Here is a 23,626-nt window from a genome sequence, read left to right on the forward strand (position 1 = left end):
CATACCGCAACGCATTACTTAATGGGTGTCATCTTCAACGTGCTTTATTCGAACTACGCCACCCCGAGGTAATGATATGTGACTTGAGCAATCTCGAGCCGATTTTTAACTACATGTCTGATTTACAAATAGTGAAAACCTGGTATCAAATCAACTCAGCCATTAATCAATCAAAATTTGAAGGCATGCGCAAAATATTAGGCGATGGCCTATCACCGGAAATAGCTATTTCTGGGCCAAGTAAGCAAAAGCTCCTCGATTTTAAAAATGAGTTAATCGAAAAAATCCTACCGAAATTGATGAAACAGAAAAGATCCTCACACACCCAATCAACGAAGCGTGGGATATCGAAAAACAGATTACTCATAGATACCAATGATAACACCATTAACTTTCATAACCGCTTCTGCGCATTTTACAGTGCCTACATATCACACGAGCATTGGGACAGCTGCATCACGTTGAACACCCGATATATTTACGAAGACCATCCAATCTGGCATAAGATCAAAACACTATCCAAGAACAAACTATTTTTATTATCAGCTGGACTACCTATTGCTCTAGGTTATCTCGCAGCAACTGGAGATGAAAAGATATTCTTTTCAGAAATTCATCGACAAAACGATGCAAATTTACTGACGCGCGATAGTGAGTTTTTGGATATTTTCCCTGACAAAGAAATAACAAATGAGCCTTGGTTGATTATAGACAAGTCATATACAGGCGGTAGCCTTAGGCAAGCTGGGAATATGATTAGAAAAAAAATAGGTTATAAAGCTGAGGTTAGAACTCTCGCATTGTTCCCGAAAACATTTAGCGCATTCATGAGCGCGGATTACGCCGTTTACGGAGGAAAACTATTTGAAGTGAGACTCTACGCATCACGCCTGAACAGAGAAACCTGGCACACACAACTCATATCCGAGCAATCAACATGAGAGCTTTATTCAGAGATGAACACGTTTCTGAACTGGAAGAATGTCTCTACAAGGCTAGGAAGCAACTACGTCGTTATTGGGCTGGAACGCTCGCATGCTTACCCGACTACGACATACCACAAGACAAGTGGATAAACGCCCAAACACAATCAGATTTAGATTGCCAATCTATATTATTTGAATGCCTTTCAAATATCAGTTTCAAGATCACAATATACTCGGAAGAAACTGACAACTTCAGCAGCTCCGATGAAAGCGAAGAGTTCTCACTTCTTATTGACCCATTAGACGCTACGCACAACGCAGTCCTTGGCTTCCCTGGCTACACATCAAGTGTGGCGCTTTATCACGAAGGCGCATATATATTTGGATGGGTGTATGACATATCAAGAGATTTAGTGTACACGGCAGCATTAAACGAGGGAGCGTATCTGCAATCCTCGATAATTGTTAAAAGACTTAAAACACGCACCACCCACTCTCTAACAGATATGAGAGTTTCTTTACATCGCCCCAAAAACGTTCAGGAGAGATCCAGAATTGAAAAAATAATATGGTCCGCGGCGAAGGTTCGAATTTATTCCTGTTCCTCACTGGAAATCTGTCTTATTGCTGCCGGGGTACTTGATGCTTTTATTGACGTAGGCGCACCCGGACACGAACGGAGTTGTGATATTGCCGCAGCAGAGTTGATACTCAGAGAGGCGGGTGGCGCATTATTCGACGACAAAGGTGGTATCAGAAACAGTCTCCCCCCTTCACAAACATCGCTATCGGACACCGGAACGTTAATAGCCCTATCCACGAAAGAACTTATACGATTACTTTTATAACATACTGAACTGGAGACGAATCATGCTATTCGAAACAGTCGCCCTAAAACTCGAATTATTGTCTAATGGTGTTAATTTCTCTAAAGAATTCCTAGATTACTTTCAGAACCAATCGACTCACATTGAAAAAAGACGAGCATATGGTACAGGTGATAGTGTAATACTTGAATCAAACACCCACACACCGCAGGAAATAATTCTAGATGGACAAATCATCGCAGCCGCTAATTACAACCCTAATTCAGCGTACCAAGTCGTCTTAGCACAAGGATACCCTGCATTAAGGCATGGAAGTAAAATTATAAAAATCACGTTCCCCACTAGACCGACGGCTTATGGAAAACATCTAAGCAACGGCGAGTTATTCGAAACACATTTAACCGTCTATGGAAACTCCACCCTCGGAGTATTCTCACCTGGCCACTGTTACTACTTCAATAATGGCCGAGAGTGCAAATTCTGCTCTCTGGGCGCTGCCAGAGAAAACCTTTCCGATCACAAAATGCGTATCAAAGGTGGTTTGGCAGGAGAAGCAGTAGAGATAGCCACTGAGGTCGAGAGTGGACGTTACAAGAGAGTACTGTTTAATGGCGGCACGATCCGGGACTATGATAAAGGCTACTCAATGCATTTAGACTTAATGGAGCGAGTCAAAGAGAGAAACACTGCAAGCAAACTCGAATACCACTTAATTTCGATGCCACCCAAAGATTTCCGGCTATTCGAGCGATTCAAAGGACTGGGCAATAATTTATCCATGAGCCTGGAAGTATTCAATGCAGATTTGTTTTCTGAAGTTTGCCCTGGAAAATCACAGGATTACACAAGAGCACGCTTCCTCTCTGCGTTTGAAGCCGCTGTCGAAGTTCTTGGTCGCGGAAATGTATACGCAGGCTTTGTGGCAGGCATGGAACCTTTAGAGTCAATCATTGAAGGAATCGAATATTTCGGAAATATGGGAGTGGTGCCCGCGGTTGCAGTATTCCACCCCGATGCAGGCTCATACTACTCTACAAAAGCGCGTCCTTCCGTTGACTTCCTAAGTACACTCGGTAAAAAAATGTCAGAAATTTATCATAGAGAAGGCTTTAGACCGTTAATAGAAGGAAGTGGAAGAAACTCTTTAGATACTGAAGCGTATTTAGGAGGTTTTGCATGAATTATTCTTTGAACAAAGGAGTATTTATTGCATTCGAAGGTACCGATGGTGCAGGAAAATCAACGGTTGCGCGAGCGACTTATGACAGAATTCTTGAATCCCATTCTGCAATGCACTATATAGACAAAAACCGCCCTCCAGTGCCTACAGGCTATACAGAGTTTCATATGTCTCGGCTACGTGAAGTCTTATGGGATTATCCGGACAACGCTCCTCTGGAACAATTAGGTGACAAACACTGGATGAGCCTCATAACAGCGTGGTTTCACGCCACAGATCATGCGGCTATAAAACCTTTAATCAATTCTGGCGCAAGTTGCATCGCCGATGGTTGGCATTATAAATACCTGGCGCGCTTCTTGCTGAAGAGTACTGATTTGGCTGAGGATGCGTTGACAATGTTCTCAACAATCAGAAAACCTGACTTCATAATTTTTTTAGATGTTGATCCGGCAATGGCAGCACAGAGAAAAGGATCATTTCGCCTTAGCGAGAGTGGAGCCTATGATGGCGCCAATGCAGATCCCCAGAAGGGCTTCATTGACTATCAGAATCGAGTTAGATCCAGTTATGAGCGCTGCGGTCTAGTGAACTGGATAAGAATCGATACAACCGACCTAAGTGAGGAAGCCGTTCTCGATAAGGCGGTGACTGCAGTCCAGAGCATTCTTCGTAGGGAGTAGAAAGCAACGAACGTTTCTAACGACGAGCTGATCGACGCCGACAGCTACGAGCGCGAAGCGCCAAAATGTGTGAGCGACACGCTTTACTGACTCAACACGGTCCCCTGGAGGAGTGAGCCTGCTCGCGATAGCGGTGTACCAGTTAAATCGATGTTGTCTGACACTCCGCTATCGCGAGCAGGCTCACTCCTACAGGTTTTGATCGGTGTTGGGTCAGAGGGTCAGGATCATCTCGTGCCACGCCATCCCGCCGTGGTCGGACTCTGACGGTTTGATGTAGGCAAAACCAAACCCGGCATACAGCGGAATGTGCTTCTCCTTGCACATCAGGTGAATCGTCGCTTTATCCATCCCGCGCATGCGATCGATGAACTCGCCCATCAAACGCTTGGCCAAACCCTGCCCCTGATAATCCGGGTGCACCACCACCGACATGATCACCACGTTCGGCCCCTTCGGGTCGTGGCCGATCAGCTCCTTGAACGCTTCATCCGACATCTGCACATCAAACGCCGCGCCGGAGTTGACGAAGCCTGCGACCTCACCGTCCACCTCGGCAACGATAAAACCTTCCGGCCAAGTGGCGATGCGCGTGGCTATTTTTTCGCGGGTGGCCGCTTCATCACCTTCATAGGCGACGGTTTCGATGGCGTAGCAGCGGTCCAGGTCGGCGGCGGTGACGTTGCGGATAACGGTGTTCATGGCGGCTCGGAAATCAGCAGAAGAAAGTGCCGAAAGCATAAAGGAATAAGGCCTGCATATCGATGCGCACGGGCGGCGTAAAGTCTGCGTATAAGCGCTTTTCTTCGTGCAGGCGGCGGGCTATTTCTGAGGTGTGTCTCTGACTACCCTTGGGGGAAACCGCTTTATGAGCAGCGTTGAAATCGGCCTGTTGCTGGTGTTGGGCATCAGTACATTCGGCTTTATCACTTTGGGCATCGACCTGTTGCGGGCGCGACGGTTGGGCAAAGGCAAGCGGGGTTGAAAACCATGAGGCGGATCATTGATCCGCCTCATGCTTGTCGGCTCAGGCCTTGGTATCGACCGGCACGCAGATTTCCAGTTTGCCGGTGTGCAGCTTCGGATTGAAATCGGCGCTGTAGCGCTCCAGTTCCGGGGCGTTGAGCTCCACGTAGTGGGAGGTCGGCAACCAGGTCTTGTAGATGTATTGCAGGGTTTGCGGCAACTGTTCGAGCGGTCCTTTGTGCTCGAATACTGCGTACTGGCGAGGCAGCACTTCGACCCATTGGTAGACCTTCTGATCGAGGTCATCGAGCTTGCTGATTTCCACCCCGGCGATGTAATCAAAGCCGCCCTTGCCGTCGAAATTGCTGCAGACGCCGTATGTCACTTCGTTCTTTTGCCCCTGAATCTTTCCCAGGTGCGGCAAGAACTTTTCCCACAGCGCGGGGATGTCTTTTGCTGTGTCTTGGGTAAATCGACCGCGAAAGCCTGCAATCAGCAGGAAGTGTCCATGTTCGAAGCGAGGTTCAGCCACTTCGACGCGTGTTTGCTCATCCATGACTCGACTCCTGGAACAAAAAAGGGGTTCGGCTGGGAGTATAGAAAGCCAAACCCAATTCGCACGCTTACAGCGAATGCAACTGCTCGACGGCACCTGATCCGACAAATTCGTTGTAGCCGGATACGATCACGTACACCGCGAAATAGCAGAAGATCGCTGCAGATGCCATGTAGGAATAGCGCAGCAGCTTGTCGCCCAACAGCTTGCCACCGTGGCTTGCGGCGAAGCATAAACCCGCCGACCACAGCAGCCCGGCGCAAAGGAAACCGCCAAGGAACAGCGCCGAACTCAAAGGGCCACCGCCACCGGAACGGGCGATCAAGGTGCCGCCGACCGCGGCAAACCAGAGAATCGCGCTTGGCGATGACATAGCGAGAAAAATCCCCCGGAAGAATTCCTTGCGATGGGAGTTGTGCCCCACCTCTGCCGTCTCGGCCAATAGCGCTTCGTGATGGATCGCCGAGTAAATCATCTTCGCCGCAAAGTAGATCAGCAACGCCGAACCCCCGATCCACAACACCCAACGCACTGTTTCGTATTGCAGCAAAACCGTCATGCCGGCCAGCGCCAGCACCGCGTAAATCAGGTCGCCGACGCAGGTGCCAAGGCCCAGCGCAAAGCCCTGAAAGTAACCGCGCTGCATCGCCAGCGTGATCATCGCAATGTTGGCCACGCCGATATCCAGGCACAGCGAAAGGCTCAGCAAGAAGCCGCTGGTGAATTCCATCTACCGATTTCCTTGGGACAAAATTGTTTACAAACGGGCTGGACAGTATGCCATCACTGACCTTATCTTCCGCCACAGGTCACCGCAGTGACCAGCGTCGCTCGGACGGTTCCGGGCGCTTACGTTATCCGAGGCAACAATGGCCGAACAAGGTTCGCCGCGCCGCTTTGCGCGCATAGATCGACTCCCCCCTTACGTTTTCAACATCACCGCCGAGCTGAAGATGGCCGCGCGTCGTCGTGGTGAAGACATCATCGACTTGAGCATGGGCAACCCCGACGGGGCTACGCCGCCGCACATTGTCGAAAAACTCGTACAGGTTGCGCAACGCGAAGACACCCACGGTTATTCGACGTCCAAGGGCATTCCGCGCCTGCGCCGGGCGATTTCCAACTGGTACAAGCAGCGCTACGAGGTCGATATCGACCCGGAAAGCGAAGCCATTGTCACCATCGGTTCCAAGGAAGGCCTGGCGCACTTGATGCTGGCGACCCTCGATCAGGGCGACACCGTGCTGGTGCCGAACCCGAGCTACCCGATTCACATCTACGGTGCGGTGATTGCCGGCGCCCAGGTGCGTTCGGTGCCGCTGGTGCCGGGCGTGGACTTCTTCGACGAACTGGAACGGGCCATTCGCGGCTCGATTCCGAAGCCGAAAATGATGATCCTCGGCTTCCCGTCGAACCCGACCGCGCAGTGTGTGGAGCTGGATTTCTTCGAGCGGGTGATCGCCCTCGCCAAGCAGTACGACGTGCTGGTGATTCACGATCTGGCCTACGCCGACATCGTCTACGACGGCTGGAAAGCCCCGTCGATCATGCAGGTGCCGGGCGCCAAGGACATTGCGGTGGAATTCTTCACTCTGTCGAAGAGCTACAACATGGCCGGCTGGCGCATCGGTTTCATGGTCGGTAACCCGGAACTGGTCAACGCCTTGGCGCGGATCAAGAGCTACCACGACTACGGCACTTTCACCCCGCTGCAAGTGGCGGCGATTGCTGCGCTGGAAGGCGATCAGCAATGCGTGCGCGACATCGCCGAGCAGTATCGCCAGCGCCGTAACGTGCTGGTCAAAGGTCTGCATGAACTGGGCTGGATGGTCGAAAATCCAAAGGCGTCGATGTATGTCTGGGCGAAGATTCCTGACCAGTACGCGCATCTGGGTTCGCTGGAGTTTGCCAAGAAATTGCTGGCTGAGGCCAAGGTGTGCGTCTCGCCGGGGGTCGGCTTTGGTGAGTATGGCGATGACCATGTGCGCTTTGCGCTGATCGAAAACCAGGACCGGATTCGTCAGGCTGTGCGCGGGATTCGCGGGATGTTCCGGGCGGATGGCTTAGTCGCAAAAACTGGCGGCTAACGCAAAACCTGTAGGAGTGAGCCTGCTCGCGATAGCGGTGTGTCAGTCACCGTAAATGGCACTGACACACCGCTATCGCGAGCAGGCTCACTCCTACAAGGGAATGTGTCCGGCCTCGAAATTTCACCCACAAAAAAACCGCATCGCTGCGGTTTTTTTGTGCCTGCAAAGCGTCGCTTAAACGAACAGCGACAGCAGCAGGATAAAGCCCAACGCAACCACCGACAGGATGGTTTCCATCGCCGTCCAGGTCTTGAACGTCTCGGCCACGGTCATGTTGAAGTACTGCTTCACCAGCCAGAAACCGGCGTCGTTCACGTGGGACAGGATCAACGAGCCGGCACCGGTAGCCAGCACCAGCAGCTCACGGTTAACGCCCGGAATCATCCCCACCACCGGCACCACAATGCCCGCGCCAGTGATGGTCGCCACAGTCGCCGAACCGGTAGCGATACGAATCACTGCCGCCACCAGCCACGCCAGCAGGATCGGCGAGATCTGCGCGCTGACCGCCATGTGGCCGATCACGTCGCCCACGCCGCTGGTCACCAGCATCTGCTTGAAGCCACCGCCAGCACCGATGATCAGGATGATCGCGGCGGTTGGCGCCAGACTTGCGTCGAGCCACTTGAGCATCTGCTGGGAACCGATGCCCTGCTTGTGCCCGAAGGTGTACAGCGACAGCAGCAAGGCCAGCAGCAGCGCCGAGATCGGGTGGCCGATCATGTCCATCCAGGTACGGAAGAAGTGACCGTCCGGCAGCGCCACGTCAGCGAAGGTTTTCAGCAGCATCAGGAACACCGGCAACAGCACGGTGATCAGGGTGATGCTGAAGCTCGGCAGCGTGGTCGAGTCGTCGTTTTCACGGGCCAGTTGATCGACCAGCTCCTGATTCGGGTGACCCGGAATGTGCTTGGCGATGAACGTACCGAAGATCGGACCAGCAATGATCGCGGTCGGCAGCGCAACGATCAGACCATAAAGAATGGTCTTGCCGATGTCAGCGCCGAACACACCGATGGCCAGTAGCGGACCCGGGTGCGGTGGCACCAGACCGTGCACGGCGGACAGGCCAGCGAGCAGCGGGATACCGATCTTGATGATCGACACGCCCGTACGGCGCGCAACGATGAACACCAGCGGAATCAGCAATACGAAGCCGATTTCGAAGAACAGCGGAATGCCCACCAGGAACGCGGCGAACATCATTGCCCACTGGACTTTGTCTTTACCGAACGCCCGGATCAGGGTCTGGGCGATCTGATCCGCCCCGCCCGACTCGGCCATCATTTTGCCGAGCATGGTGCCCAACGCAAGGATGATGCCGACGAAACCGAGCACGCCACCGAAGCCGTCCTGGAACGCCTTGATGATGGTGCCGATCGGCATGCCCGACGTCAGGCCGAGGAACGCGGCGGCGATGGTCAGGGAAATGAACGGGTGAATCTTGAACTTGGTGATCAGGATAATCAGGCCGATTACCGTGACCACTGCATCGAGCAGCAGGAACGTCTCATGGGACATGCCAAACATTGGGGGTGTCTCCTGGATTGTTGTTGTTATTAAAGCGGGTTAAACAGAAGTCGGGAGGACAGCGCTATCTCTTTCAACACACTCATACCGCCTGCTTCAGACCGTGGGCCTGCCACCAGACGTGAGCCTGGGACGCCAGTTCTTCAACGCTGTGGATCGAGGCATTCAGGGCCAGGGTCAACGGTTCGCCCTTGGGCGACTCGAGGGTGGCGAACTGGCTTTCGATCAACGTGGCCGGCATGAAGTGGCCCGGACGATGGGACACACGTTCAGCGGCAACTTCAGGGGTCAATTCAAGAAACACGAAGCCCAGGCCCGGCAAGGCACTGCGCAACACTTCGCGATAACTGTGTTTAAGGGCCGAGCAGGTCAGCACTGGGCGTTTGCCCGATGCATCGACACGACGCAGTTCATCGCACAGGCTGTCGAGCCAGCCGGCACGGTCGTCGTCGTCCAGGGGGATCCCCGCGCTCATCTTTTCGATGTTCGCGGCCGGATGGAAAGTATCGCCTTCAATGGCAGTGGCGCCGCTCAATTGGCACAGGGCCTCGCTGACGCACGTCTTGCCGCAACCGGCAACGCCCATGATGACCAGGGCGGTGATGGGATGACTCATATAACACCTCAGCGCGCAGACAGCGCTACCTTTGCTAGCTATGACTCTAGTGCACAGGCAGAAGTTGCCGACGCCTTCTTGTCGTTTTTTTGGGTTGCAGCAGGTTTGTTCCCAACGCCAAAAAGCGAAGATCAGGCAGGACCTCGCTTACGCATTTACAGCTGCATCAGGACAGCGCTACCTTAGTGCCTTGATTTTTGTTTGGCAAGCCGCCCGATGACCTCCCCTAAAAACGATAAAAACACTCGCACCACTGGCCGTCCCACCCTGAATGAAGTTGCCCGCCTGGCCGGTGTCAGCCCGATTACCGCCTCCCGCGCCTTGCGTGGGGTCAGCACGGTCGCCACGGAACTTGTGGAAAAAGTGCAGAAAGCCGCCCTCGAACTCAACTACGTAGTGAACCCTGCCGCCCGCGCGTTGGCCTCGGCGCAGAGCCATTCGGTGGTGGTTCTGGTGCCTTCGTTATCCAACTTGCTGTTCATCGATACGCTGGAAGCCATTCATCGGGTGCTCACGCCCAAGGGCTTCGAAGTGCTGATCGGCAACTTCCACTACTCGCGCGATGAAGAAGAAAATCTGCTGCGCAACTACATGGCTTATCAGCCGCGTGGATTTTTGCTGACCGGGTTTGATCGCACGGAAAGTTCGCGGCGGATGATCGAGGCGAGCAACATTCCCTGCGTGTACATGATGGAACTGGACAGCGCCGCCGGGGTGAATTGCGTCGGCTTCTCGCAGCTCAGTGCCGGTGAAACGGCGGCCGAGCATTTGCTTTCTCGTGGGCGCAAACGCCTGGCTTACATTGGTGCGCAGCTTGATCAGCGCACGTTGTTGCGTGGTGAAGGTTTCCGCAAAGCGCTGCAGAAGGCCGGCCGTTATGACCCGGATCTGGAAGTGCTGACGCCTCGCTCTTCGTCGGTGGGCTTGGGCGGGGAATTGTTTTTGCAGTTGCTCGCGGCGCATCCGGATGTTGATGCAATCTTTTTTGGTAACGACGATTTGGCGCAGGGTGCGTTGCTGGAAGCGTTGCGCAACGGCATCAAGATTCCCGAGCAAGTGGCGATTCTCGGTTTCAACGACTTGCCGATGTCCGAGCACATGGTGCCGCGCCTGAGCAGCATCAACACCCCGCGTGAAGCGATCGGCCGGCGCGCGGCGGAGCAGATGCTGACGTTGATGGCCGGTAACAGCGTGGCGCGCCCGGTAGAAGACATGGGCTTTGAACTGAAGATCCGCGAAAGTACCTGACGCTGTCGCCCCCCCGCAGGTTTTATGTGGTGCTCACAAATGCTGAGTTGAAACACAATCCCCTGTGGGAGCGAGCTTGCTCGCGATAGCGGTGTGTCAGGCGACGCATGTGTTGAATGACACTCCGCTATCGCGAGCAGGCTCACTCCTACAGGGGATCTGCGCAATGTTCAATGGCTGAGCAAGTCAACGAGGGCCAGTGCGCCTTTTTGTAAGGGCTGGCTCTTGAGCCACACCGCATGCACCGGCATCACCAGTCCGTTTTCGATGTTGCGGAAATTCAGCCGTTTCAGCCGTCCGCTGTCCAGTCGCGGCTGCACCACCGACAGCGGAAAATTGCCCCAGCCCAATCCCGCCTCGACCATTTCCATCGCCGTTTCAAGGCTGTCCGTGCGCCAGTACGACTCCGCCACCAACGGCCGCGTCTCACTGATCGGCAAGTCCCGGCTGGCGACGATGATCTGCCGCACATGCACCAGATCCTCGAGAAACACATCCTGCCCCTGCAACAGCGGGCTGTCCGCCGCCAGTGTGGCGATCATCCGCTCGCTGCCGACAAACTGAAAACGCTCCAGCACATTCATGCTCAACCCGGCAAACGCCAGGCACACGCTGACGCGGCCGCTGTGCAGCATCGCCAGCACGTCATCCTGCGGCGCGGTCAGCACTTCGATGTCGAGCAGCGGATGCCGCTCGGCGATCACCTTGATCGCCGCCAGCAAACGACGGCGATCGATGTCCGCGACCACGCCGATCGACAACTTGCTCTCCAGCCCCAATGACAATTCCACGGCATGCACTTGCAGTTGCTTGAGTTGCTCGGCGATCAGCCGTGCGTGCGGCACCAGCGACAGCGCCATCGCCGTGGGTTGCGGTTCGCGATGACTGCGATCGAACAGCAGATAACCGAGTTCGGCCTCAAGGTTGCCAATACCCATGCTGACGGCGGAAGGCACCCGACCTAACGCACGCGCCGCCGCCGAAAACGAGCCACGCTCGATCACGGCAAGAAACAGCTCGATGCTGTCGCTGTTGAAATTCACCTCAAACACCTATCAATAGAACTGAAAGTAGCTGACTTTTTCTGTCAGCCCTATTGAAGCTATCTTTCGCCGCCTTCGCCAGTCCCACTGGCCAACAAACGGCAAGAAAGAGGCAAATCCCCATGCAAGGCGTCAAACGCAAACTGGTCTATGTGTCGCTCTACGAAGTGATCGGCATGACCTTCTCCGCCCTCGGTCTGGCGCTGTTGTCCGGCACCTCGCCAGGCAGCACCGGGCCATTGGCGGTGATCATCACCACCATCGCCGTCACCTGGAATTTCATTTACACCTCGCTGTTCGAGCACTGGGAAAGCCGCCAGCAATCGCGCACCCGCACGGTGAAACGACGCATCGCTCACGCGGTCGGTTTTCAACTGACGTTGATCGTGTTCCTGATTCCGTTGATCGCGTGGTGGATGAACATCAGTCTGGTGCAGGCGTTTCTGCTGGATCTGGCGCTGATCATTTTCATCCCCTGCTACACGTTCGCCTTCAACTGGCTGTTCGACCGGATCTTCGGCTTGCCGGCCTCGGCGCTACCGGATTCGACGGCTGCGGCATAAATCGTTAATTCGTAAGCAGATATTGCAAGAAATCAGCGGTTTAGCAGGTTAAACCGCCGATATTCACAATCCGCGAACTCCGATAGCAGGCTAAGCTTTTCCATCAATAAAAAATGGACCTGCCCATGACTGCACACGCTCCCGCCGCCGCGCAAAAGCGACGGCATCGACCCGATCCGCGCCGCTCAGGTGTCCGCCCGAATTGATCGCCTTCCGGCGGTCGCGACGATCTGGCGGCTGGTAGCGCTGCTGTCGATCGGTGGTTTCTTCGAACTCTACGATCTGTTCCAGACTGCCTACATCAGCCCCGGGCTGATTCGCGATGGCATCTTTGCCACCGGTAATCAGGGTGTGTTCGGTTTCTCTGATCAAGCAGCGTTTGCTTCGGCGACGTTCCTCGGCCTGTTCCTCGGCGCCAGCCTGCTCAGCCCGTTGGCGGATCGCTTCGGCCGCCGCGCGATCTTCACCTTTGCCCTGGTCTGGTACACGGTGGCGACGGTGTTGATGGGCATTCAGAGTTCAGCGCTGGGCATCATTTGCATGCGCTTTCTGGTTGGCATCGGTCTGGGGATCGAACTGGTAACCATCGACGCCTACCTCTCGGAACTGGTGCCCAAGCGCATGCGCAGTTCGGCGTTTGCCTTTGCGTTTTTCGTGCAGTTCCTGTCGGTGCCGGCGGTGGCGCTGATGTCGTGGTGGCTGGTGCCGCAAGCGCCATTCGGCGTGTCCGGCTGGCGCTGGGTGGTGTTGGCCAGCGCGGTGTTTGCGCTGTTTATCTGGTGGCTGCGCAAGCGTCTGCCGGAATCGCCGCGCTGGCTCGCGCAGCATGGCCGCTTTGATGAAGCCAAGCGGATTCTCGATGGCATCGAAGCACGCTGCGAGAAGGATCACGGCAAGCCACTGGACGTGCCCGAAACGGTCCCGGTCGACGTCGAAGGCAAGGGCCGCTTTGCCGATATCTGGCAGCCACCGTATCGCCGCCGCGCGTTGATGCTGATCGTCTTCCACATCTTTCAGGCCATCGGTTTCTTCGGTTTCGGCAACTGGTTGCCGGCGTTGCTGTCCGGCCAGGGCGTCAGCGTCACCCACAGTTTGATGTACGCGTTCATCATCACCCTCGCCTACCCGCTCGGGCCGCTGCTGTTCGTTAAATTCGCCAACCGTTTCGAGAACAAATGGCAGATCGTCGGTTCAGCCCTCGGCGCGATGACCTTCGGCACCTTGTTCGCCCTGCAGACCAGCGCCTTCGGGCTGATCTTCTGCGGGGTGATGATCACGTTCTGCAACGCCTGGCTCAGCTTCAGTTACCACTCGTACCAGAGCGAACTGTTCCCGACCAACATCCGCGCCCGGGCGGTGGGTTTCTGTTATTCGTTCAGTCGTTTGTCGACGGTGTTCAGCAGTCTGTTGATCGGCCTGTTTCTCGACAACTTCGGCACACCGGGGGTATTGGCGTTTATCGTCAGTAGCATGCTGATCGTGATGCTGACCATCGGTTGGTTCGGTCCGCGCACGCGCAATCTGGCGCTGGAGAATATTGCGCATCGCTGATGGTTGGCAACGGTCACCCTCTGCCGCTTATCGGCAATGGATGACCGCCGCGAACACCGGACTGATGATCAAGTTGTTGAAATAAAAGGATTTATTCAGAAGGCACGGTAATTGCTGTGATACGGCAGTCAAGTAATTACCTACAGGTCCACACATCATGTTGATCAGTGCCAAACAACAGCAAATCATTCATCTGCCCAAAGCGCTGAATGACGATGCGACGTCCATCGCCGCAGCCGGTCTGCAAGGAGGTCTGCACGGCGCCATGCTGCAAACCCTGCAAAACCAGACCCAGGCGCAAACCGCCGAAGCCACCGCCAAGGTGCAGGACTCGGCCACGCAGATCGCCACCCAGCAAGTCAGCGAAGCCACTCGCATCAGCGATAACGTCGACGAAGCGTTCGCCAAGACCCGCGTGAACCTGCAATCGACCGACGCCACCAGCGCCTCGGCAACATCCGCCACCGATGAATTCAAGGACTACATGAGCAAGACGCCGGAACAGCGTCTGCGCGACAGTATCCTGCAGTCGATGGGGCTGACCGAAGACGACATCAAAGCCATGCCGCCGGAGAAACAACTGGCCATCGGCAAAGAGATCGCCGAGCGCTTGCAGGACAAGATGAAGCTGGCGCAGGCGGAAAAAGACAACGATGTGAAGGACAGTGACAAGCAGGCGGACAAGTTTCTCGCCGCACTCTGATCTCCAGGTCGCCTGAAATCAAATGTGGGAGCGAGCCTGCTCGCGAAGGTGGTGAACCAATCAACGTAGATGTTGAATGTTCCGCCGCCTTCGCGAGCAGGCTCGCTCCCACAGTTTTTTGTGTGTTCAGGAAAGATCAGTTCAATTGCAGGGTTTCATTGAACTGGCTGATCGCATCCACCACATGCCGTGAGCCCTGCTGAATCTCCTGAATCACCGCCCCCGCCTCGTTCGCCAGCTCCACGCCAAGCCCGGTACGACTCAGGCTCGACTGCATACTCGACACCGCACTCAGCGACAGGTCATGGTTCTTGCGTACCACATCGACAATTTCCAGGGTCGCCTGACTGGTCCGCGCCGCGAGGCTGCGCACCTCATCCGCGACCACCGCAAAACCACGCCCATGTTCACCGGCCCGCGCCGCTTCGATGGCAGCGTTAAGCGCCAACAAGTTGGTCTGATCGGCAATGCCGCGAATGGTTTGAACAATGGTACCGATGATGTCTGACTGTTTGCTCACCGCATCGATACTCGCCGCCGCTTCGTTGAGGTCGCGGGAAATGTCCTGAATGATCTGCACCGTTTGCTGCACGACCTGTGAGCCTTTTTGCGCGCAGGCGTCATTTTGTACCGAAGTGCTGTGGGCCGATTCGGCAGCGTTCTGCAACGTAGTCATCTGATGGGTGATGTCGCTGGCGAACTTGACCACTTTGTACAGGCGGCCCTTGGCGTCGAACAATGGGTTATACGACGCTTCCAGATAGACCATGTGCCCGGACTTGTTCTTGCGCTCGAAACGGTGCGAGTGATATTCGCCGCGATTGAGTGAGGCCCAGAATGCCTTGTACTGCGCAGACTCGGCTTCGGCACGATGGCAGAACAGGCTGTGATGATGGCCGACGATTTCGTTGAGCGAGTACTGCATGGTTTGCAGAAAGTTGTCGTTGGCGGAAATGACGTTGCCTTCCGGGGTGAACTCGATCACCGCCATGGAGCGGCTGATCGCCGCCAGCATGCTTTCTTCTTCGTGTTCTTTATTCACTCGAGCAGTGATGTCGGCAGCGACTTTGATTACGCTGCGGACTTGTTTGTCCGGGCCATAAACCGGCATGTAACTGGCTTCGAGCCAGACTTCCCTGCCGGCCTTGTTCAAGCGCAGGAAAGTGCCGCTGATCGGCTCACCGCGCGCCAGGTCACGCCACAATTTGGCGTACTCCTCGCTGCGATAGAAAGCCTCTTCACAAAACACCCGATGATGTTTGCCACGCACTTCATCGGCGCTGTAGCCCATGGTCTTGCAGAAGTTTTCATTGGCATCGAGAACGATGCCGTCAGGGCTGAACTCGATCATGGCCATCGAACGGCTGATCGCGGCCAGTTTGGCGTTGGCCTCGGTCAGGGCGCAGCTGAAGCGCTCGATTTCCTGCAGGTCAGCCTTGTGATGTAGGTTGAACATGGTTGTATCACCTTCCGCGCGGACTTTTGATTTGATGAAAGTTCAGTTCTTTCACGATCCACCACTACGTTCCACAGAACAGGCACACGCATTCCTCCACGGGAGGAAGTTGTCAGGTGATAAATGATGATCAATCGGAGCGTCCATGCAGCGACGCTCTAATCAAGACATCCTTCTCTTGATAGCCCGCACGCGGGCCAGCCCTAACGCGTTGAAGAACTTCCATGTAAGCGACGCTCCTTGTTGGTTCAGTGTCGGTGCCTTGGGTTGCGCACTCTGGCAGCATGAATTCACGGACCAACGATGCGTTTCTGCCATGTTTTGACATGACGGTCGACATAGTTAGTTACGAGAAGCATAGCCAGTGCAAAGGCCTGCGCAAGGCCACTAGTCGGCCAGTATCTGGCACTTTTTGCACAAGAAACGGTTCAGCGCGGGGCGTTGTATCGGGGGATGGCCATCGCGAGCAGGCTCACTCCTACATTTGATCTGCGATGTTCACACGATCAAATGTAGGAGTGAGCCTGCTCGCGATAGCAATAGTCGTCGCACTACCAAAACATCAGGAAAAATCTACAAACCTGCACTCACCTTGGTCGCCACCTCCGCAGGCACCCAAGGCTTCCAGACCTGCGGCTGCTCACGCAAAAACGCCTGCGCCACCACTCTCGGCTGCAAACGTTTTTCGCTCATTCCCGCCAACGTCTGGTTCAACAGATCAATCGGCAAATCAACCTTTTCAAAGAACGTCACCAGTTCCGGGTACTGCGCCTTGAATGGCGCCGACACACCGATCGCCAGGCTCGCCGGCATCGAACGGGTGCCTTTGGGATTCGGGTTATTGGCATCGGCGAGGGTTTTCCAGGCCTCGGCATCGAACGGCGGCTCCTCCAGTTTCACCAGTTTGAACCGACCCAGCAGCGGTGTCGGTGACCAGTAGTAGAACAACACCGGTTTACCGCGTTTGATCGATGACGCCACCTCGGCATCCAGCGCCGCGCCCGAGCCGGTGCGGAAGTTGACGAAACTGTCGTTCAGCGCATAAGCCTTGAGCTTCTGGCTGTTGACGATCTCCGAGGTCCAGCCAGTCGGGCTGTTAAGGAAACGCCCGCGAGACGGGTCTTCCGGGTCGCGGAACACGTCTTTGTAGCGCGGCAGGTCCGCCACCGACTTCAACTCCGGCGCCAACGCTTTGATGCCGCGCTCGGGGTCGCCCTTGATCACATACTCCGGCACCCACCAGCCTTCGGTGGCACCTTTGACCGTGTCGCCCAAACCGAACACCTTGCCTTCGGCGGCCGCTTTGACCCACGCCGGACTGCGCCCGGCCCATTCTTCGCCGATCACCTGGATATCGTTTTTCGCCAGCGCCGCTTCCAGGCTGACGGTGCTGCCAGGCAACGTGTCGGTCGGGTAGCCGTAACCTTTTTCAACGATCAGGCGTAGCACTTCGGTGATGAAACTGCCGCTTTCCCAAGTGATGTCGCCGAAGTGGATCGGCGCGGTTTTTTCCGTCGCCGAAACAGCGCCAACACTCAGGCTCAACGCCAGCAGCGAAGTGCCGAGCAGGGTTTTGATCGATCTCATGCGGACCTCTTGTCTTGCAGGGATTGGTTGGCGCTGTGGCGATCGCACAGCGCTTGGGAACGGCTCATGTACTCGCTGACCGAGCGCTGGGAGATGCCCAGTTCGGCAGCGATTTGCGGGTAGGTCAGGCCATCGATACGGGCGAGCAGAAACGTCGTGCGGACCTTGGCGGGCAAGCGTTGCAAGCTGTGATCGAGGCGGATGAGGGTTTGCGATAGCGTGACCAGGTCTTCAGGCGAGACGGCGTAATCGACAGCAAGCTGCTGGCGATGACGACGCTCCAGATCACCGCGTCGCCAGCGTTGATAGAGCAGGCGCTGGGCGATGGTCGTCAGCAAGGCGCGGGGTTCGCGGATGGCCCTCAGTGCCGGGGCTTCAAGCAATTGGGCGAAGGTTTCGGCGGCGATGTCTTCGCTGCCGGCCGCGTCGTGCAGATGCCCGCGCAGGTAAGCACAGAGCCAGCGATAGTGAGCGCGAAACAGATCGTCCACGGTGTTGCGATGGCAAAGCTCGGCGCCGGACATAGGGGCTCCTGGTTAGGGGTCGCTGAATGTCCGGTGTTCCGGTGGCGCGATCGTAGCAAGGCGCCTTATTCGTTAAAAATACTTAAAACGAATTTTTATATTCCATTTGCAAATAAAAGATCAAAAGATCGCAGCCTTCGGCAACTCCTACACCGATCCCCTGTAGGAGCTGCCGAAGGCTGCGATCCTTAGCGCAAGCGGCCATAGCCAAGTCCTTCAGCCTCACGCTGATAGTCGAGCAGGATTTGATAATCGCGCTCACTGGCCGCAAACACCTCAGGCAATCCCAAGGTCTCCACGACATCAGGGAGTTCGCGCAAGGTTTTATTCATTACCTGTCGGAGCTGCTCGATCTGCTCATCCGTAGCGCTACCTACCGTAATGAACGGCAAGGTCGGGCTCAGGGCACTGCGCGCAACCACCCGTAAGGCACGGACTTCTTCCGGCGCATGTTGCGCCAGATAGGCGTAGGTGACGCTGTCGATGGCGGCTAGATCGGCGCGGTTTTCGCGCAGCCAACGCAGGCTCTCGCGATGGCCGCCGCTGATGCCGACCGAGGCGAAGAATTGTCCGTCCTGATTCAGTGGCGCCAAGCGCTGACGCAGCAGGTTCATGCCACTGTTGGAGTCCTCACTGTTGATCACCCCGCGACTGTCGCGCAACTCCGCCAGCGTTTTACGTGGGTCGTCAGCGCGGCCGAGGATCAGGCTGCAATGATTGCCGGCGCTGGCGTCGGGGAGTTCGTAACGGGGCCGGCCGACGATGCGCACTTGCCCGCGCAATGCAGTCATCAGCGGATAGCCGCAGGTTTGTGTGAGCAGCAGATCGGGGGATAACCAGAGTTCGGGCAATGACAGGCCTTCAGCACTCAGGCGGGTGTGGCCAAGTTGCTCGAGAATGCGCGCAATCCAGCGCTCATTGGCTGCGCGGATGGGCTCGGGGGCGACGTACATCAGGAGTTCGGTGTGGTGTTGGGTCATACACATTTTTCCCGGGCAGCACGTTTCAATGTAGGAGTGAGCCTGCTCGCGATAGCAGTGTGTCAGGCACTGAAAATGTTACTGATATACCGCTATCGCGAGCAGGCTCACTCCTACAGGGTTTTGTGGTGTTCTTGGGTCAGTGGTAAGGATGCTCGGGACTGTCGATCGGCTTCAAGACATGACGTCGCCAGAACTCGCCATACCCCTGAACGAGAAACCCGCCACTGCGTGCGATCCATTGCTCGCGATGCATCCGGTAAACCGTCGGCAAGTCGTACCACGCCAGCTTCGGCAAGTCGTGATGCACCAGATGAAAATTCAGATTCAGGAACAACCAGCGCCACGGCCAACCCGCTTCGTTCAACACCGTGCGCTGCTCGGGTTGCACATGCGGGCGATGTTCGTAGTAGGAGCGGATCATCGCGATCGACAGCGCCGGCACGCTGATCAGCAGCAGGTAATGCCAGACCGGCAGCACGCTGAAACGGGCGATGAACCACAGCATCAATAACGTGAGCAGGCCGTGGGTCAGCCACATCAACCAGGCCTGGCGCTCGCCATTCTTCAGCCGCAGCAACTCTTCTTTGGCCAGCGCCATCAGCGTCAGCGGAGCACCGATCAAAAAACGCCCGAGCACGGTTTTGTTCAACCAGTGCAAGCTGCGTTCAAACAGCGAACTGCCCTGCCAGCCAGCGCGGGTCAGGTAACGGCTTTCCGGATCGACGCCGGGCACGGTCAGATCCTCATCGCGGTGATGCAGCAAATGACTGTCGCGATACAACGTGTACGGATACCACACGGCAAACGGCGCGTAGCCAAGGATCTTGTTGAAGCGCACCCAGCGCGTCGGATGCCCGTGCAGCAACTCGTGCTGCACCGACAGCCACAACACCAGCAGCGGGATCAGCAACAGCGTGCTCAAGGCACGGCCCAGCCAGTGACTGTTGAGCACAATGGCGAACCAGCCAGCATAAACGCCGATCAGCAACAGCCAGGTCGGCCATTCGGTGCGGGCGGTAAAGCGTTGGCGCAGGGTTTCGATCTGCTGACGATGGGCGGCGTCGAAGTAATGGGGCATGGCGTTGCTCGGAACGGGATTCTTGCCCTTCTGTGCAACGACGCGGTGCAATCTTGCAGATTATTTTCGGGTGCAGGCAGGAGCCCGAGAACCGGGCTCCGGAAAGGCGTGATCAGTGACCGAAGATGTCGACCTTTTTGGCTTTCTTCTCTGCGCGTTTTTCAATCGCGGTCTTGGCCGGTTTCTTCTTCGCGGCTTTCTTTGAATCCATACCTTTGGACATGATGCGTACTCCACTCACAGGGGATGTGAGGTCAGGTATACACCTATCCAGAGCCGTGCGTTCTTTTATAATCGCCGCTTTGCCCACCGACAGTCCGATCCCATGCCCGACACCCAATACAGCCTGCTCGACGAGTCGCTTTGGCCGTTGATGAACAAGTTTTACCGCAGTCACCAGTCCTCGATGAAAGCGGTTCGTGATGCGCAATTGTGGGTCGCGCGGCGCGGAGAGATTGTGGGTGCGTTGTGCTTGCGGCCGGTGGCGGGCGGACATTGGTTGACCGGGTTGTTTGTTGATCCGGACTGCCGTGAACAAGGGATTGCCGCGCAGTTGATCGCGGCGGCGGTGGAGGATGTGAGCGAGCCGGTGTGGCTGTTCTGCCATCCGGATTTGCGTGAGTTTTATGAGCGACGCGGGTTCACGTTCGACCCGGCGCTGCCGCAAGCGATGGCGGAGCGATTGAGCCGGTATGCGCGGAGCAAGCCGATGATTGCGATGGAGCTGGCCCCCTCACAATCCTGATGTGCAATGCAAAACCAATGTGGGAGCGAGCCTGCTCGCGAAGGCGCTGTGTCAGTCACAGAATCTGTCACTGATATTGCGCATTCGCGAGCAGGCTCGCTCCCACAGGGATATTTGCTGGGTCTTGAATCAATCGTCAGCAGTGGGATCGAGATCCGGGAACATCACTTCGGTAAAACCGAACTTGCTGAAATCGGTAATGCGCGACGGGTACAACCGGCCAATCAGGTGATCGCATTCGTGCTGCACAACGCGTGCGTGGAAGCCTGAGGCGACACGCACAATCGGCTCACCCTTCGGATCAAATCCTTCATAGCGAATCTGCTGATAACGCTCCACCGCGCCACGCAAACCCGGCACCGACAGACAGCCTTCAAAGCCCTCTTCCGTCAGTGGACTCAGCGGGGTGATCAACGGATTGATCAGGATCGTCTGCGGCACCGCTTCAGCGTCCGGGTAACGTTCGCTGTGTTCGAAACCAAAGATCACCAATTGCAGATCGACACCCACCTGCGGCGCAGCCAGGCCAACGCCACCGACGCTTTCCATGGTCTGGAACATGTCGTCGATCAGTTGCCACAGCTCAGGGCTGTCGAACATCTCGGCCGGCACGGGCGGGGCGATGCGCAGCAGGCGCTCGTCGCCCATTTTCAGAATTTCACGGATCATGATCAGACTTCGTCAGTGTCCGGCTTGAGCGAGTGATCGCGGCCCAGGCCCGAGACGTGTTGTTTGGGATGTTCATCGAGTTCGCCGGGGACTTTCTCACCCGCATCCTTGCCCTCGCTGGACATGTGTTCGATCACCGCGTTCATCTCGGCGCCGAGCAACAGCACCGCGGCGGAAATGTAGAAGTACAGCAACAGCACGATGATCGCCCCGATGCTGCCATACATTGCGTTGTAGTTGGCGAAGGTTTTCACGTAGAAAGCAAAGCCCAACGAGGCGATGATCCACACCACCACGGCCAACACAGACCCGGGTGTGATGAAACGGAATTCCTGTTTGACGTCGGGCATCACGTAGTAAATCAGTGCCACGGCGACCATCATCAGAATCACGATCACCGGCCAGCGCGCGATGGTCCACACGGTGACGATGAAATCTTCCAGCCCCACCTGCGCGGCGATCCAGCCCATGACTTGCGGCCCGAGCACCATCAGCGCGGCGGCCACCAGCAGCATGCCGGCAATGCCGACGGTGTAGACAATCGACAATGGGAAGCGCTTCCAGACCGGTCGGCCTTCGACCACGTCATACGCCGCGTTCATTGCGCTCATCATCAAACGCACGCCAGCGGAGGCGGTGTACAGGGCGATAACGATACCGACGGAAAGCAGGCCACCCTTGGACTGCTGCAACTGGTCGATCACCGGATTGACCTGCTCCAGCGCCTGCGGTGGCAGGACCAGTTCCGACTGCAGGCGCAGCCAGGAGAAAAAGTCCGGCAGGTGCAGGAAACCGATCAGGGCGATCAGGAACAGAATGAACGGGAACAGCGAGAACAGCATCTGGTAAGCCAGTGCCGAGGCGTAGGTCGACATCTCGTCGTCGACGAATTCAGTGACCGTGCGCACCATCACCCGGTGCAGGGGCAGACCTTTCATGTCCGGAAAAATCATTCGCGTCTCCTTTCGCCGCAGAACAGGTTGAAGTCGTGGCGACTCAGGGGCGTTTTTTACATCACGTTAGCCTGTTTGGCGAACCTCGTCGGGTCGTCGCAGGCTTTTGACACAAAAACGGCCATCCTTGGATGGCCGCTCGTGTATTTCGTTCAAGGCTGAGTTACGCCTTGTCGACACCTTTTTTGACCGCGTCCTTGGCTTTGCCGACCGCTTGCTGGGCTTCGCCTTTTTTCTCTTGAATCTTGCCTTCGGCTTGCAGCTTGGTGTTGTCGGTGGCTTTACCGACGCCTTGCTTGACGTTGCCGACCGCTTCGTTGGCCATGCCTTTTACTTTATCGCCTGTGCTACTCATGGTGTTTCTCCTTGGTGCAATTAGGGGGAAAAGTCAGTACGTAATGATTGACTGGCCGGGTTTGCGCCAAGTTTCATTTATTTTCGGGGGTTCATTTCGTCGTGGCGTGCAGGTTGAGCTTTATGTTTGCGTGCGTAGCCCCGAGAATGCGCAACATATGGGCGCCAAGCGCCAGGAACCGATACCGCAGGAATGTTATGAAACTCGATAAAACGCAGGCCATCGCCCGACGCAACAAGGAACTGGGCGGTGCCGTGCTCGGCACCAACAACTGCCACTTCGCCGAACTGAACCGTAACCGCAACATCTGGTGGTTCGACCTGCCGGTGTCGCGTCTGGCCATCGGTCAGTACGAGTGGATTCACTTGCTGATGCATACGCCGGCCACCGATGAACTGCTGCACCTGAAAGTGCCGACGGTGTTTCTGCGTGAAAAGCTTGAAGGGTTGGTGATTCGCAATGAAGGCAAGCGTAAAGCGGCATTGAGCCTGGAATTGAGTGCGGACAAGGATTCGTATCTGCAGGACATGCGTCCGGCGGGGACTAACGTGAATTTTGCGCCGTTTCGTCAATAGCCCTCACCCTAGCCCTCTCCCAAAGGGAGAGGGGACTGACTGAGTTGTTTGGGCGAGCTACACCGACCTGAAACATCGAGTCGAACTCAGGTTCTGAAAGGCCCCCCGATCGGCTCCCTTCCCCCTCGCCCCCTTGGGGGAGAGGGTTGGGGTGAGGGGGTAGGATTTACCGGGCACTGCAAACTCCCCCGCATACACCAACAAAAAGCCCCGCATCTG

25 protein-coding genes and 1 pseudogene are annotated in these 23,626 nt (G+C 56.1%); 11 read left to right on the plus strand and 15 right to left on the minus strand.

The features are described from left to right. The first annotated feature begins 83 nt into the window (after positions 1-83). Genes AC5SEM_RS18725 through AC5SEM_RS18740 form a run of 4 tightly spaced genes read left to right on the plus strand, consistent with a single transcriptional unit; the run spans position 84 to position 3,616 of the window. Positions 84-941 carry a hypothetical protein gene (locus AC5SEM_RS18725; RefSeq protein ID WP_495471007.1) on the plus strand — a complete coding sequence of 286 codons (858 nt, stop codon included), beginning with the start codon at positions 84-86 and terminating at the stop codon, positions 939-941. Next, complete coding sequence (locus tag AC5SEM_RS18730) at positions 938-1,774, plus strand: inositol monophosphatase family protein (protein WP_371043179.1); 837 nt, start codon at positions 938-940, stop codon at positions 1,772-1,774. Before AC5SEM_RS18725 ends, AC5SEM_RS18730 begins: the two co-directional genes overlap by 4 nt. 22 nt (positions 1,775-1,796) lie before the next feature. After that, complete coding sequence (locus AC5SEM_RS18735; protein WP_495471008.1) at positions 1,797-2,933, plus strand: radical SAM protein; 1,137 nt, start codon at positions 1,797-1,799, stop codon at positions 2,931-2,933. Beyond that, entirely contained in the window at positions 2,930-3,616 is a 687-nt protein-coding gene (locus tag AC5SEM_RS18740) for a dTMP kinase (RefSeq protein ID WP_371043181.1), read from the plus strand. Before AC5SEM_RS18735 ends, AC5SEM_RS18740 begins: the two co-directional genes overlap by 4 nt. A gap of 213 nt (positions 3,617-3,829) precedes the next feature. Here AC5SEM_RS18740 and AC5SEM_RS18745 read toward each other — a convergent pair whose 3' ends face one another. The 3 genes from AC5SEM_RS18745 to AC5SEM_RS18755 all read right to left on the minus strand — a co-directional run bounded on the left by AC5SEM_RS18745 (position 3,830) and on the right by AC5SEM_RS18755 (position 5,868). After that, complete coding sequence (locus AC5SEM_RS18745; protein WP_495471009.1) at positions 3,830-4,318, minus strand: GNAT family N-acetyltransferase; 489 nt, start codon at positions 4,316-4,318, stop codon at positions 3,830-3,832. A 325-nt stretch (positions 4,319-4,643) separates the two neighbouring features. Continuing rightward, entirely contained in the window at positions 4,644-5,138 is a 495-nt protein-coding gene (locus AC5SEM_RS18750; RefSeq protein ID WP_095121252.1) for a GyrI-like domain-containing protein, read from the minus strand. Positions 5,139-5,205: 67 nt separating this feature from the next. Further along, a complete protein-coding gene (locus AC5SEM_RS18755; protein WP_077574232.1) occupies positions 5,206-5,868 on the minus strand; it encodes a LysE family translocator in 663 nt (220 codons plus the stop codon). Between the two features lie 139 nt (positions 5,869-6,007). On the opposite strand from AC5SEM_RS18755, the gene alaC reads away from it, so the two are divergent. Beyond that, entirely contained in the window at positions 6,008-7,225 is a 1,218-nt protein-coding gene (gene alaC, locus AC5SEM_RS18760) for an alanine transaminase (RefSeq protein WP_495471010.1), read from the plus strand. A gap of 177 nt (positions 7,226-7,402) precedes the next feature. Here alaC and AC5SEM_RS18765 read toward each other — a convergent pair whose 3' ends face one another. Beyond that, a complete protein-coding gene (locus tag AC5SEM_RS18765; RefSeq protein WP_008082018.1) occupies positions 7,403-8,758 on the minus strand; it encodes a GntP family permease in 1,356 nt (451 codons plus the stop codon). 82 nt (positions 8,759-8,840) lie between these two features. Beyond that, positions 8,841-9,374, minus strand: a complete 534-nt coding sequence (locus AC5SEM_RS18770; protein ID WP_495471011.1) for a gluconokinase — start codon at positions 9,372-9,374, stop codon at positions 8,841-8,843. Positions 9,375-9,590: 216 nt separating this feature from the next. On the opposite strand from AC5SEM_RS18770, the gene gntR reads away from it, so the two are divergent. Then, a complete protein-coding gene (gene gntR / locus AC5SEM_RS18775; RefSeq protein ID WP_122598743.1) occupies positions 9,591-10,622 on the plus strand; it encodes an HTH-type transcriptional regulator GntR in 1,032 nt (343 codons plus the stop codon). Positions 10,623-10,792: 170 nt separating this feature from the next. Here the strand turns inward: gntR and AC5SEM_RS18780 are convergent, their stop codons facing one another. Then, positions 10,793-11,665: a LysR family transcriptional regulator gene (locus tag AC5SEM_RS18780; protein ID WP_331691825.1), complete on the minus strand. Its 873-nt coding sequence runs from the start codon at positions 11,663-11,665 to the stop codon at positions 10,793-10,795. A 122-nt stretch (positions 11,666-11,787) separates the two neighbouring features. Between AC5SEM_RS18780 and AC5SEM_RS18785 the strand changes: the two genes are divergently transcribed. From AC5SEM_RS18785 to AC5SEM_RS18795, 3 genes are all read left to right on the plus strand, one after another. Continuing rightward, on the plus strand, positions 11,788-12,228 hold the full coding sequence (locus AC5SEM_RS18785; RefSeq protein ID WP_027612586.1) for a PACE efflux transporter: 441 nt from the start codon (positions 11,788-11,790) through the stop codon (positions 12,226-12,228). 129 nt (positions 12,229-12,357) lie between these two features. Then, positions 12,358-13,779: an MFS transporter gene (locus AC5SEM_RS18790; protein WP_495473484.1), complete on the plus strand. Its 1,422-nt coding sequence runs from the start codon at positions 12,358-12,360 to the stop codon at positions 13,777-13,779. Between the two features lie 157 nt (positions 13,780-13,936). Continuing rightward, positions 13,937-14,482 carry a hypothetical protein gene (locus AC5SEM_RS18795; RefSeq protein ID WP_495471012.1) on the plus strand — a complete coding sequence of 182 codons (546 nt, stop codon included), beginning with the start codon at positions 13,937-13,939 and terminating at the stop codon, positions 14,480-14,482. A 136-nt stretch (positions 14,483-14,618) separates the two neighbouring features. Here AC5SEM_RS18795 and AC5SEM_RS18800 read toward each other — a convergent pair whose 3' ends face one another. The 6 genes and pseudogenes from AC5SEM_RS18800 to AC5SEM_RS18825 form a co-directional block, all read right to left on the minus strand. Continuing rightward, entirely contained in the window at positions 14,619-15,158 is a 540-nt protein-coding gene (locus tag AC5SEM_RS18800) for a methyl-accepting chemotaxis protein (RefSeq protein WP_439958830.1), read from the minus strand. A gap of 3 nt (positions 15,159-15,161) precedes the next feature. Beyond that, a pseudogene (locus AC5SEM_RS18805) lies at positions 15,162-15,938 on the minus strand (PAS domain-containing protein); the annotation flags it as partial. 573 nt (positions 15,939-16,511) lie between these two features. Next, positions 16,512-17,525 (minus strand): ABC transporter substrate-binding protein, encoded by a 1,014-nt coding sequence (locus tag AC5SEM_RS18810; RefSeq protein ID WP_495471013.1) that lies wholly within the window; start codon positions 17,523-17,525, stop codon positions 16,512-16,514. Further along, a complete protein-coding gene (locus AC5SEM_RS18815) occupies positions 17,522-18,049 on the minus strand; it encodes a sigma-70 family RNA polymerase sigma factor (RefSeq protein ID WP_495471014.1) in 528 nt (175 codons plus the stop codon). Before AC5SEM_RS18815 ends, AC5SEM_RS18810 begins: the two co-directional genes overlap by 4 nt. Positions 18,050-18,237: 188 nt before the next feature. Then, positions 18,238-19,029: a phosphate/phosphite/phosphonate ABC transporter substrate-binding protein gene (locus AC5SEM_RS18820; protein WP_495471015.1), complete on the minus strand. Its 792-nt coding sequence runs from the start codon at positions 19,027-19,029 to the stop codon at positions 18,238-18,240. Positions 19,030-19,168: 139 nt separating this feature from the next. Continuing rightward, a complete protein-coding gene (locus AC5SEM_RS18825; RefSeq protein ID WP_495471016.1) occupies positions 19,169-20,110 on the minus strand; it encodes a fatty acid desaturase in 942 nt (313 codons plus the stop codon). 325 nt (positions 20,111-20,435) lie between these two features. Here AC5SEM_RS18825 and AC5SEM_RS18830 point away from each other — a divergent pair, with 325 nt between their 5' ends. Then, entirely contained in the window at positions 20,436-20,855 is a 420-nt protein-coding gene (locus tag AC5SEM_RS18830; protein WP_495471017.1) for a GNAT family N-acetyltransferase, read from the plus strand. A 129-nt stretch (positions 20,856-20,984) separates the two neighbouring features. Here AC5SEM_RS18830 and def read toward each other — a convergent pair whose 3' ends face one another. The 3 genes from def to AC5SEM_RS18845 form a co-directional block, all read right to left on the minus strand. Next, on the minus strand, positions 20,985-21,524 hold the full coding sequence (gene def / locus AC5SEM_RS18835) for a peptide deformylase (RefSeq protein ID WP_495471018.1): 540 nt from the start codon (positions 21,522-21,524) through the stop codon (positions 20,985-20,987). A 2-nt stretch (positions 21,525-21,526) separates the two neighbouring features. After that, positions 21,527-22,477 carry a YihY/virulence factor BrkB family protein gene (locus tag AC5SEM_RS18840; protein ID WP_077574243.1) on the minus strand — a complete coding sequence of 317 codons (951 nt, stop codon included), beginning with the start codon at positions 22,475-22,477 and terminating at the stop codon, positions 21,527-21,529. Positions 22,478-22,640: 163 nt separating this feature from the next. Beyond that, entirely contained in the window at positions 22,641-22,832 is a 192-nt protein-coding gene (locus AC5SEM_RS18845) for a CsbD family protein (protein WP_008082339.1), read from the minus strand. Positions 22,833-23,029: 197 nt separating this feature from the next. On the opposite strand from AC5SEM_RS18845, the gene AC5SEM_RS18850 reads away from it, so the two are divergent. After that, positions 23,030-23,407, plus strand: a complete 378-nt coding sequence (locus tag AC5SEM_RS18850; RefSeq protein ID WP_007917843.1) for a hypothetical protein — start codon at positions 23,030-23,032, stop codon at positions 23,405-23,407. Positions 23,408-23,626 lie beyond the last annotated feature (219 nt).

The sequence above is a fragment of the Pseudomonas sp. CH61 genome (genome assembly GCF_059429415.1).

Bases quoted from the DNA above. Each gene is read 5' to 3' on its own strand.
- AC5SEM_RS18730 (WP_371043179.1), top strand. From the start codon at position 938: ATGAGAGCTTTATTCAGAGATGAACACGTTTCTGAACTGGAAGAATGT.
- AC5SEM_RS18735 (WP_495471008.1), top strand. From the start codon at position 1,797: ATGCTATTCGAAACAGTCGCCCTAAAACTCGAATTATTGTCTAATGGT.
- AC5SEM_RS18740 (WP_371043181.1), top strand. From the start codon at position 2,930: ATGAATTATTCTTTGAACAAAGGAGTATTTATTGCATTCGAAGGTACC.
- AC5SEM_RS18745 (WP_495471009.1), bottom strand. From the start codon at position 4,318: ATGAACACCGTTATCCGCAACGTCACCGCCGCCGACCTGGACCGCTGC.
- AC5SEM_RS18750 (WP_095121252.1), bottom strand. From the start codon at position 5,138: ATGGATGAGCAAACACGCGTCGAAGTGGCTGAACCTCGCTTCGAACAT.
- AC5SEM_RS18755 (WP_077574232.1), bottom strand. From the start codon at position 5,868: ATGGAATTCACCAGCGGCTTCTTGCTGAGCCTTTCGCTGTGCCTGGAT.
- alaC (WP_495471010.1), top strand. From the start codon at position 6,008: ATGGCCGAACAAGGTTCGCCGCGCCGCTTTGCGCGCATAGATCGACTC.
- AC5SEM_RS18765 (WP_008082018.1), bottom strand. From the start codon at position 8,758: ATGTTTGGCATGTCCCATGAGACGTTCCTGCTGCTCGATGCAGTGGTC.
- AC5SEM_RS18770 (WP_495471011.1), bottom strand. From the start codon at position 9,374: ATGAGTCATCCCATCACCGCCCTGGTCATCATGGGCGTTGCCGGTTGC.
- gntR (WP_122598743.1), top strand. From the start codon at position 9,591: ATGACCTCCCCTAAAAACGATAAAAACACTCGCACCACTGGCCGTCCC.
- AC5SEM_RS18785 (WP_027612586.1), top strand. From the start codon at position 11,788: ATGCAAGGCGTCAAACGCAAACTGGTCTATGTGTCGCTCTACGAAGTG.
- AC5SEM_RS18795 (WP_495471012.1), top strand. From the start codon at position 13,937: ATGTTGATCAGTGCCAAACAACAGCAAATCATTCATCTGCCCAAAGCG.
- AC5SEM_RS18800 (WP_439958830.1), bottom strand. From the start codon at position 15,158: ATGACTACGTTGCAGAACGCTGCCGAATCGGCCCACAGCACTTCGGTA.
- AC5SEM_RS18810 (WP_495471013.1), bottom strand. From the start codon at position 17,525: ATGAGATCGATCAAAACCCTGCTCGGCACTTCGCTGCTGGCGTTGAGC.
- AC5SEM_RS18815 (WP_495471014.1), bottom strand. From the start codon at position 18,049: ATGTCCGGCGCCGAGCTTTGCCATCGCAACACCGTGGACGATCTGTTT.
- AC5SEM_RS18820 (WP_495471015.1), bottom strand. From the start codon at position 19,029: ATGACCCAACACCACACCGAACTCCTGATGTACGTCGCCCCCGAGCCC.
- AC5SEM_RS18825 (WP_495471016.1), bottom strand. From the start codon at position 20,110: ATGCCCCATTACTTCGACGCCGCCCATCGTCAGCAGATCGAAACCCTG.
- AC5SEM_RS18830 (WP_495471017.1), top strand. From the start codon at position 20,436: ATGCCCGACACCCAATACAGCCTGCTCGACGAGTCGCTTTGGCCGTTG.
- def (WP_495471018.1), bottom strand. From the start codon at position 21,524: ATGATCCGTGAAATTCTGAAAATGGGCGACGAGCGCCTGCTGCGCATC.
- AC5SEM_RS18840 (WP_077574243.1), bottom strand. From the start codon at position 22,477: ATGATTTTTCCGGACATGAAAGGTCTGCCCCTGCACCGGGTGATGGTG.
- AC5SEM_RS18845 (WP_008082339.1), bottom strand. From the start codon at position 22,832: ATGAGTAGCACAGGCGATAAAGTAAAAGGCATGGCCAACGAAGCGGTC.
- AC5SEM_RS18850 (WP_007917843.1), top strand. From the start codon at position 23,030: ATGAAACTCGATAAAACGCAGGCCATCGCCCGACGCAACAAGGAACTG.